We start from the raw sequence: 9491 nt of genomic DNA, 5'->3' as shown, positions 1-9491 counted from the left end.
GCGCGCAACGTATCGGCGGGCACAACCTGGGGACGATCCAGCGCGTCGCGCCAGTGCACATCGACGCCAGCCTGTTCCGCCAGCAGTGCGAGACGATCGTCGAGGGGGGCGTTCACGGTCAGGACTCCAGGCAGGCAAGGGCGCGTCGTGCGGGCAACAGCCCGCGCGCAAGGGATGCGATATCGGCGGCGTCGCCGGGGAGCCCCGCCCCCCCGGGGGGCGGAGGCCGGTCGATCGGCGCATCGCCGTCACCGAAAATAACGAACAGGCTGAGCGTACCGCCGCCGAGGGCCCAGGACGCCACGAATGCCCGTTCGCCCACCGCGTGCGCAGCCTTGCTGGCGGCCGTGTCGATATGCGGCGCCACGTGCTTCGCACGCAGCCTGAGCAGGCGCTGGATGAGGGTGTGCCGGGCTTCGCCTGCTTCGGGGTCGGGCCGGGGCACCGACCGTCGGAAGGTCTGCTCGTCGCCGGGAGCGGGGATGGCATCGCCGCTGAAGTGGGTGAAGGCGGCGAACTCCTTGCGCCGCCCCTCGCGCACCGCCGTGCGCAACGCCTCGTCCGGGAAATCGGTGAAGTACTGGAACGGCGTGCGGCTGCCCCACTCTTCGCCCATGAACAGCATCGGCACGAAGGGGCCAAGCAACAGCAGGACGAGCGCGGCCTCGATAATCTCCGGCTCGACGAGCGTGGTCAGCCGGTCACCGAACGCACGGTTGCCGACCTGGTCGTGGTTCTGGAGGAAGTTGACGAAGCGCGCGGGCGGCAGGTGCGCGCTCGATTCGCCACGACGCCGCTCGCCGAACTTCTCGCCCTGGAATGCGAAGCCTTCGCGCAACACGCGCAGGAGCTTCTCCATCGGCGCGTCGGCGTAGGGCGCGTAATAGCCTTCTCGCTCGCGAGTCAGGAGCACGTGCAGCGCATTGTGGAAATCATCGTTCCACTGGGCATCGAAGCGGCCACGGCCCAGCAGGTTGGCCTGGTTGGCCTCGTTCTCCAGCACCAGGTGGACCTGGCGGCGTGAACCGACGGCGGCATGCACGCGCGCCGCCAGTGCCGAGAGCCAGCCGGGATTAGCGATGGCGTGCACCGCGTCGAAGCGCAGGCCGTCGACCTGGAACTCCTCGATCCAGTACAGCGCATTGTGGACGAAGAAGTCGCCGACCTGCGGCGTGGAAACGGCCATCGCCGAACCCCAGGGCGTATCCGCCTCGCCGTCGAAGAAGCCCGACGCGTACGCATGCAGGTAGCTGCCCTCGGGGCCGAAGTGGTTGTACACCACGTCGAGGAACACCATCAGGCCAAGGCCATGCGCGGCATCGATCAATGCCTTCAGCTCATCCGGCGTGCCATACGCCGCCGCGGGCGCATACGGAAGCACACCGTCGTAACCCCAGTTGCGTGACCCGGCGAACTCGGCGATCGGCATCAGCTCGACCGCGGTGATCCCGAGCGCGGCCAGCTGCGGCAAGATGCGCTCCACGGCAGCGAAACCGCCGAGCGCGCCCATGTGCAGTTCGTACAACACCACGTCGTGCCACGGCCGGCCCTGCCATGCCGCGTTCTGCCATGCGTAGCCCGCCGGGTCCACGACGAGGCTGTACCCATGCACATCACCGTCGAGCTGCCGGCGCGACGCCGGATCGGGCACGGCGAGATCCTCGCCGATCCGGAACCGGTACGCGCAACCCGCGCCGCGCGGGCAGATGCATTCGAACCAGCCGTCGTCGAGCGCGCGCATCTCGGCCGTATGGCCGTCCTGGCACTCCAGCGTCACGGTCTCAAGGTCCGGCGCCCACAGCCGGAAGCGCGTGCCTCCGTCGCCCAGGGGCCGCGCGCCGTAGGGCATGGCGTGGACGAACCGGGCACTCATGGCGATTCGACCCTCACCGTGGCAGCGAGCAAGACTACGCTGCGGCCTTCGACCTCGATCGTGGGCTCGGTCCACGCGACCTCGCTGGCCGTGGGCTGCGCGCTGTCGCAGCGTCGGCGCCACGCGACGCCCGGCTGCGGGAGGTGGAACACATGCATCTCGGGCGTCGCGTTGATCAGCAGCAAGGTCACGTCCGCGCGCTTCTCGGCATACGACTGTGCCCGGCGCAGCGCCAGCAGGCGCCCTTCCGTATAACCCCAGGTTTCCAGGGTCATCTCCGCGCCGCTTTCATCGAACCAGGCCACCTCGCGCACGCCCGGCAACACCTCGGTATCGCCACGGAGGAAATGCGCCGCGCGTAGCGTGGGGTGCTGCTCACGCAAGCGGGTCAGCCGGCCGACGAAGTCGGTCAGTTCCCTGCCCCGGTCCGATGTCGCGAGCTTCCAGTCGTACCAGGAAATTTCGTTGTCCTGGCAGTACGCGTTGTTGTTGCCGTCCTGGGTGCGCCCGAACTCGTCGCCACCGAGGAGCATGGGCGTGCCGTGCGAGAAGAACAGCGTGGAGAGCATGGCGCGCTTGACCCGGTCGCGGGCCAGGCGGATCGCCGGGTCCTCCGTCGGACCTTCCACGCCGTAGTTATAGCTTTCGTTGTCGTTGCCGCCGTCGCGGTTGTCTTCGCCGTTGGCGAGGTTGTGCTTGTCGTTGTAGCTGACCAGGTCCTCGAGCGTGAAACCATCGTGCGCGGTGAGGAAGTTCACCGACGCCCAGGGCTTGCGCCGCTGGTGGTCGAACAGTTCGCCCGAGCCCTGCAGCCGGCCGGCAAGGATGCCGCGCATGTTCGAGTCACCCTTCCAGAACTTGCGCAGGTCATCGCGGAACTTGCCATTCCATTCCGCGAAGCCCGGGGGGTGGTTGCCCAGCTGGTAGCCGCCCGGCCCGATGTCCCATGGCTCGGAAATCAGCTTCACGTTGGCGAGGACCGGATCCTGGCGCATCGCATCGAACAGGCCGCAGTTCGGATCGAACCCGTTTTCCTCGCGCCCCAGGCTCACGCCCAGGTCGAAGCGGAACCCATCGACGTGGAAGGTGTTCACCCAGTAGCGGAGCGAGTCCATCACCAGTTGCAGCACCCGGGGGTGCGCGGTGTTCACGGTGTTGCCCGTGCCCGTGTCGTTGATGCAGTAACGCGGGTTATCCGGCATCAGCCGGTAATAGCTCTTGTTGTCGAGGCCGCGGAACGACATGGTCGTCCCCAGTTCGCTGCCTTCGCAGGTGTGGTTGTAGACCACGTCGAGGATCACTTCGATGCCGGCGGCATGCAGCGCCTGGACCGCGGCGCGGATCTCGTTGAGCGCGCCCTCGGCGAGGTACGCGGGCTCCGGGGCGAAGAACGCCAGGGTGTTGTAGCCCCAGTAGTTGCGCAGCTTCATCTCGGTGAGCCGGCGATCCTGCAGGAACGCGTGCACCGGCAGCAGTTCCACCGCGGTCACGCCGAGCTTCACCAGGTAGTCGATCACATAGGGGTCGGCCAGCGCGATGAAGGTACCCCGCTCGTGCTGGCGGATGCGTTTCAGGTTGCGGGTGAAGCCCTTCAGGTGGGTCTCGTACACCACCGTCTCGTTCCACGGCGTGTGCGGCCGGTTGCCCTGGGTCCAGTGCATGGGCTCATCCACGACCACGGCCGTGGGCATGGCGACCGCGCTGTCGCGGCGGTCGAACGACAGGTCGGCGCGCGGCGACGCCACGCGGTATCCATGCAGGGCATCCGACCAGCGGACCTGGCCGTGTAGCAGCCGCGCGTAAGGATCGAGCAGCAGCTTGTTCGGGTTGAAGCGGTGCCCCTCCTCCGGCGCGTACGGGCCGTGCGCGCGGAAGCCGTACAGCGTGCCGCCGCGTACGCGCGGCAGGTAGCCATGCCACACCTCGTCGGTGCACTCGGGCAGGTCGTAGCGCGCGATCTCACGCTTGCCGGACGGATCGAACAGGCACAGTTCCATGCGTTCCGCGTGGGCGGAGAACACGGCGAAGTTCGTCCCCATGCCATCGCAGGTGGCGCCAAGCGGATAAGGCGATCCGGATTGCATGCGTTCGGGTAGTGCGGGCATCGCGTTCCTCGTCAGTCAGCCACGAACATCACGGTGGCAAGGGGTGGCAGGCTAAGGACCAGCGATTGGTCGAGGCCGTGCGCAGGCACGGCCTGGGCGTGGCGCTCGCCTTCGTTACCGATGCCCGAGCCGCCGTAGTCGGCCGCATCGGTATTGATCGCTTCACGCCAGCGCCCACCCTCGGGCACTCCGATCCGGAAGCCATGGCGAACCGCAGGGGTCATGTTGCTCACCACGAGCACCGGCCGGCCATCCGGGGCGAAGCGCAGCCACACGAACACGCTCTGGTCCGCGTCGTCGCCGATCACCCAGCGGAAACCGCGGGGGTCGGAGACCCATGCGTGCATGGCGGGCGTGGCGCCGAAGAAGCGGTTGAGGTCACGCACCAGCCGCTGCATGCCGAGGTGCAGCGGCGCGTCCAACAGTTCCCAGGCGATCTGCGCGTCGTGGTTCCACTCGTGCGGCTGGGCGATCTCGCCACCGGTGAACAGCAGCTTCTTGCCCGGGTGGCCCCACATGAAACCGAAATAAGCGCGCAGGTTGGCGAAGCGCTGCCACTCGTCGCCGGGCATGCGCCCCAGCAACGAGCGCTTGCCGTGCACGACTTCGTCGTGGGACAGCGGCAACACGTACTTCTCGGAGTACGCGTAGATCATGCTGAAGGTCATCTCGCCATGGTGCCAGCGGCGGTGGATCGGATCGCGCGACATGTACTCCAGCGAGTCGTGCATCCAGCCCATGTTCCACTTGAAGGTGAAACCCAGCCCGCCCTCGCCCACCGGCTTCGTGACGCCGGGCCACGCGGTGGATTCCTCGGCGATGGTCATGCAGTCCGGGTGGCGTTCGGCGATCAACTGGTTCACCCGGCGCAGGAACGCGATCGACTCGAGGTTCTCGCGGCCACCGTGGATGTTCGGCACCCACTCGCCGTGCTTGCGCGAGTAATCGCGATAAAGCATCGACGCCACGGCATCGACGCGCAGGCCATCGATGTGGAAGCGCTCCAGCCAGGCCAGCGCACTGGCGACCAGGAACGCCGAGACCTCGTTCCGGCCGAGGTTATAGATCAGGGTGTTCCAGTCCTGGTGGAAGCCTTCGCGCGGGTCCGCATGCTCATAGAGCGGCGTGCCGTCGAAGTGGGCCAGGCCGTGGATGTCCGTCGGGAAATGCGCGGGGACCCAGTCGACGATGACGCCGATACCCGCCTCATGGCAGCGGTCGACGAAGCGCGCGAACGCCTCGGGCGTGCCGAATCGCGATGTCGGCGCGAACTGGCCGAGCGGCTGGTAGCCCCAGGAACCACCGAACGGATGTTCGGACACCGGCAGTAACTCGATGTGCGAGAAGCCCATGCCTGCGACATACGGGATCAGGCGTTCGCCGATCTCGTCCCAGTGCAGGTCCGCACCGTCGCGCCCACGCAGCCATGAACCGGGGTGCAGTTCGTAGATCGAGATCGGCGAGCCGGCGTGATGCAGGGCGCCGCGCCGGCGCAGCCACTCGTCATCGGTCCAGCGGAACGCCTCGGGGTCGGCGACGATGGACGCCGTCGCGGGCGGCAGCTCGGCGGCGAGCGCCACCGGGTCGGCGCGCTGAGTGAGCGAGCCATCGGCCCCCCACACCTCGTACTTGTAACGTGCACCAGGCAGAAGGCCAGGAACGAACAGCTCCCACTCGCCGGCCGGCACGCGCTTGCGCAGCGGATGGCGGCGACCGTCCCAGCTGTTGAAGTCGCCGACGACGCTGACCCGCTGCGCGTTCGGGGCCCAGACCGCGAAACGCACGCCGTGTACGCCGTCGATACAGACCGGATGCGCGCCCAGGCAACGGAACAGCTCGATATGCGATCCGTCCGACAGCCGGCCGAGGTCCTCCTCGCCGAGCTGCATGCCGAACGCGTAGGCGTCGTGCGTGTCATGCGCCGCGGCGGGCCAGCGCACGCGCAGGCGGTACGGCGCATCGCCATCCACGAAGCCGGCGAACAGCCCGCCATCGTGCACCTTGTGCAGGGCCGCCAGCACGTGGCCGCCGGCATCGATCGCCTCGACGGCCAGCGCACCGGGCTGCAGGGTGCGGACGCTGCGCCGGCCTGCAACATCATGCGGGCCGAGCAGCGCGAACGGATCGCCATGCCGGCCCTCGACGAGTGCGTCGAGGGCGGCGGCGTCAGCGAGGCCATGGTTGCGTGGATCGATCACGTATCCTCCTCCAGTTCCCGGGCGGTCTGGCCTTCGGCGGCGTGCAACAGGCCGCGCAACGGCACATCGAGCCAGCCCGGCCGGTTGGCCGCCTCGTAGTTCACTTCATAAGCCGCCTTCTCGATCACGAACAGTTCGATCAGCGGTGCGAGCGCTTCCGCACTCACCCAGGGGGCCGGCGCGGCGTCGAGCACCTCGCGGTAGGCCTGCAGGAAGACGCGCGAAGAACGCTCGCGGAAGCGCGCCAGGTAATCGACGAAGCCGGGGTCCTCGACGGGGGCGAACCCATCTTCGCCACGCCGGGCCATCGCCGCCGCGTAATCCAGCGAACGCAGGAAACCGGCGACATCGCGCAGGGGCGTGCCCTTGCCGCGGCGTTCTTCGAGCGAGCGTGCAGGCTCGCCCTCGAAATCGATGATGTACGCGTCATCCTGCACGACCAGGACCTGGCCCAGGTGGAAATCGCCATGCATGCGGGTGAGCACCGCGCCCGACCCCGCTTTTGCGAGGCGACCGATGCGGTCCTCGAGGGTGCCGGCGAGACCGCGCAGGGACTCGATGTCGGTACGCAGTTCCTCGGGCATCTCCGTCACGTTATCCACGGCGAGCAGCGCACGGCCCACCTGGACGCGCACGGCATCCCGCCAGCCATCGGCGATCGCGGCCGTCGCCGTCTCCGGATCGAACGCGGGCAAGCCGGACGGCTGGGCGAGCAGCGCGTGCAGCTCGCCAAGGCGCGTGCCGACCGCCGCAGCAAACGCATCGTAGCCGGCCTCGATCTCCGCCTTGCGGGCCTCATCGACCGAATGGCTGAACTCGTCGTAGCTGCGGCGGAGGAAATCGAGCGTCCAGCGCCACGCATCACCCTGGTTACGCAGGAAGCCCTGCAGGACGGCGATGGTGGTCCGCTCGCCATGCGCCCCTTCGCGCACTACTTCGCCGAGCAGCGCGGCGGTGTTGGCGTAGCCATGCTCGGTGAGGAACCGGCTCATCTCGACTTCGGGATTGATCCCGGCCGATGTCCGGCGGAACAGTTTCAGCACGCCGGCATCGTGGAGGATCATCGAGCTGTTCGACTGCTCGCCGGCGAGCCAGCGGCTCTCGATGCTGGTATCGAACTCGGTGTCGTCGAATACCGGCGTCTTCTCGAAGCGTACGGATCCACCGTTCACCGGGATCTGCGTGCCGTTGCGCAGGCCAATGAGCAGGCCCGAGGCAAACTCAGGCAGCGCGAAACCATCGGTGAGCAGGCCGATGCGGCGGCCGCGACGCACGCGGGCCAGTGCCAGCTGCTGCGCGCGCGCATGCGGGGCATCGTCTTCCCAGGCGATGCCCACCGGCAGGCTGTAGCGTTCCTTGCCGCCATCGGCCAGGGTCGCTTCCACCTCGGTCAGGATCAGGTCGTCACCGCGATCGGGCCACGGCGCGGCGTACACCACGTGTACCGATTCGATGCCGCGATCCTTCGACGCGAACCAGCGGCGCACGGCCAGGTAGCCCGGCAGCACCTGCTTTTCGATCACGCCGCGGTGGTGCTCCATCACCGGGCCTTCGACCAGCGCGCCACGCACCACGAGGGTCTCGTAGTCCGGGAGCGGTTCGGCCGGCACCTCGTGCCATTCGGGCATCTGCGCGTTCGGGCACAGCTGGAAGGCGTAGAAGCCGTACGGCGGCACCGTCAGCAGGTACGGCAGCTGGCCCACCGGCGGGAACGACGTGCCACCGACGATGTCGACCGGCACCTGCCCATCGAACGAAGCAAGGTCCAGCTCCACGGCCTGCAAGGTACGCGACATGTTCGCCACGCACAGCACGTGCTCGCCGCCGAACTCGCGCAGGTAGGCCAGTACCTTGCGATTGCCCGGGTAGAGGAACTTGAGCGTGCCGCGGCCGAACGCCTTGTAGCGGTTGCGCACGGCGAGCATGCGCCGTGTCCAGTTGAGCAGCGAATGCGGGTCGCGCTGCTGCGCTTCCACGTTGATCGCCTGGAAGCCGTACAGCGGGTCCATGATCGGCGGCAGCACCAGGCTGGCCGGATCGGCACGGGAGAAGCCGCCGTTGCGGTCCACCGACCATTGCATGGGGGTGCGCACGCCATCGCGGTCACCCAGGTGGATGTTGTCGCCCATGCCGATCTCGTCGCCGTAATACAGCACGGGCGTACCGGGCATGGTCAGCAGCAGCGAGTTCATCAGTTCGATGCGGCGACGGTCACGCTCGAGCAGCGGCGCGAGGCGGCGGCGAATGCCAAGGTTGATACGGGCACGGCGATCGGCGGCATAGGTCTGCCACAGGTAATCGCGCTCGTTGTCGGTCACCATCTCGAGCGTCAGCTCGTCGTGGTTACGCAGGAAGATCGCCCACTGGCAGTTCTCCGGGATCGCCGGGGTCTGCCGCATGATGTCGGTGATGGGGAAACGGTCTTCGCGCGCGATCGCCATGTACATGCGCGGCATCAGCGGGAAGTGGAACGCCATGTGGCATTCATCGCCGTTGCCGAAGTAGTCCTGGGTATCCTCGGGCCACTGGTTGGCCTCGGCCAGCAGCATGCGGTCCGGGTAGTGCTGGTCGATCTCCGCGCGCATCAGCTTCAGGATCTGGTGCGTCTCGGGCAGGTTCTCGTTATTGGTCCCTTCGCGCTCGATCAGGTACGGCACCGCGTCGAGGCGCAGGCCATCCACGCCCATGTCCAGCCAGAACCGCATCACTTCCATCACCGCCTTGAGCACGGCCGGGTTATCGAAGTTCAGGTCCGGCTGGTGCGAGAAGAAGCGGTGCCAGAAATACTGGCCGGCCACCGCATCCCAGGTCCAGTTCGACTTCTCGGTATCGAGGAAGATGATGCGCGTGCCGTCGTACGCCTGGTCGGTATCGGACCACACGTAGAAATTGCGCGCCGCGGAGCCCTTCTTCGCCGCGCGGGCGCGCTGGAACCAGGGATGCTGGTCGCTGGTGTGGTTGATGACCAGCTCAGTGATCACGCGCAGGCCACGCTTGTGCGCCTCGGTGATGAAGCGCCGGGCGTCGGCGAGCTTGCCGTAATCCTCGTGCACCGCCTTGTACTCGGCGATGTCGTAACCATCGTCGCGCCGCGGGCTCGGGTAGAACGGGAGCAGCCACAGGGTGTTCACGCCGAGGTCGGCGATGTAGTCGAGCTTGTCGATAAGGCCCTGGAAATCGCCCACGCCATCGTCGTTGGCGTCGAAATACGACTTCAGGTGCACCTGGTAGATGATCGCATCCTTGTACCAGAGCGGGTCCTTCGAGAACTCCGGTGCCTTTGCGTTCTTGCTGGCCTTGCCGCGTGTTGCCATG

General features: G+C 67.4%; 4 protein-coding genes. All 4 read right to left on the bottom strand.

Features of this window, described 5'->3' with window-relative positions; translation table 11 throughout:
* Window positions 1–118: 118 nt before the first annotated feature.
* From treZ to treS, 4 genes are read right to left on the bottom strand one after another with little or no spacing between them, the layout of a single operon-like run.
* Window positions 119–1873 (bottom strand): malto-oligosyltrehalose trehalohydrolase, encoded by a 1755-nt coding sequence (treZ, locus tag ACTHLF_RS12230; RefSeq protein WP_440327622.1) that lies wholly within the window; start codon window positions 1871–1873, stop codon window positions 119–121.
* On the bottom strand, window positions 1870–3978 hold the full coding sequence (glgX, locus tag ACTHLF_RS12225; RefSeq protein WP_440327621.1) for a glycogen debranching protein GlgX: 2109 nt from the start codon (window positions 3976–3978) through the stop codon (window positions 1870–1872). Before glgX ends, treZ begins: the two co-directional genes overlap by 4 nt.
* 11 nt (window positions 3979–3989) lie before the next feature.
* Window positions 3990–6176: a 1,4-alpha-glucan branching protein GlgB gene (glgB, locus tag ACTHLF_RS12220; RefSeq protein WP_440327620.1), complete on the bottom strand. Its 2187-nt coding sequence runs from the start codon at window positions 6174–6176 to the stop codon at window positions 3990–3992.
* Window positions 6173–9490 (bottom strand): maltose alpha-D-glucosyltransferase, encoded by a 3318-nt coding sequence (gene treS, locus ACTHLF_RS12215; protein ID WP_440327619.1) that lies wholly within the window; start codon window positions 9488–9490, stop codon window positions 6173–6175. Before treS ends, glgB begins: the two co-directional genes overlap by 4 nt.
* Window position 9491 lies beyond the last annotated feature (1 nt).

Source organism: Luteibacter sp. (assembly GCF_051958795.1).
Lineage (GTDB): Bacteria > Pseudomonadota > Gammaproteobacteria > Xanthomonadales > Rhodanobacteraceae > Luteibacter.
This window is presented reverse-complemented; position numbering and strand designations above follow the sequence as displayed.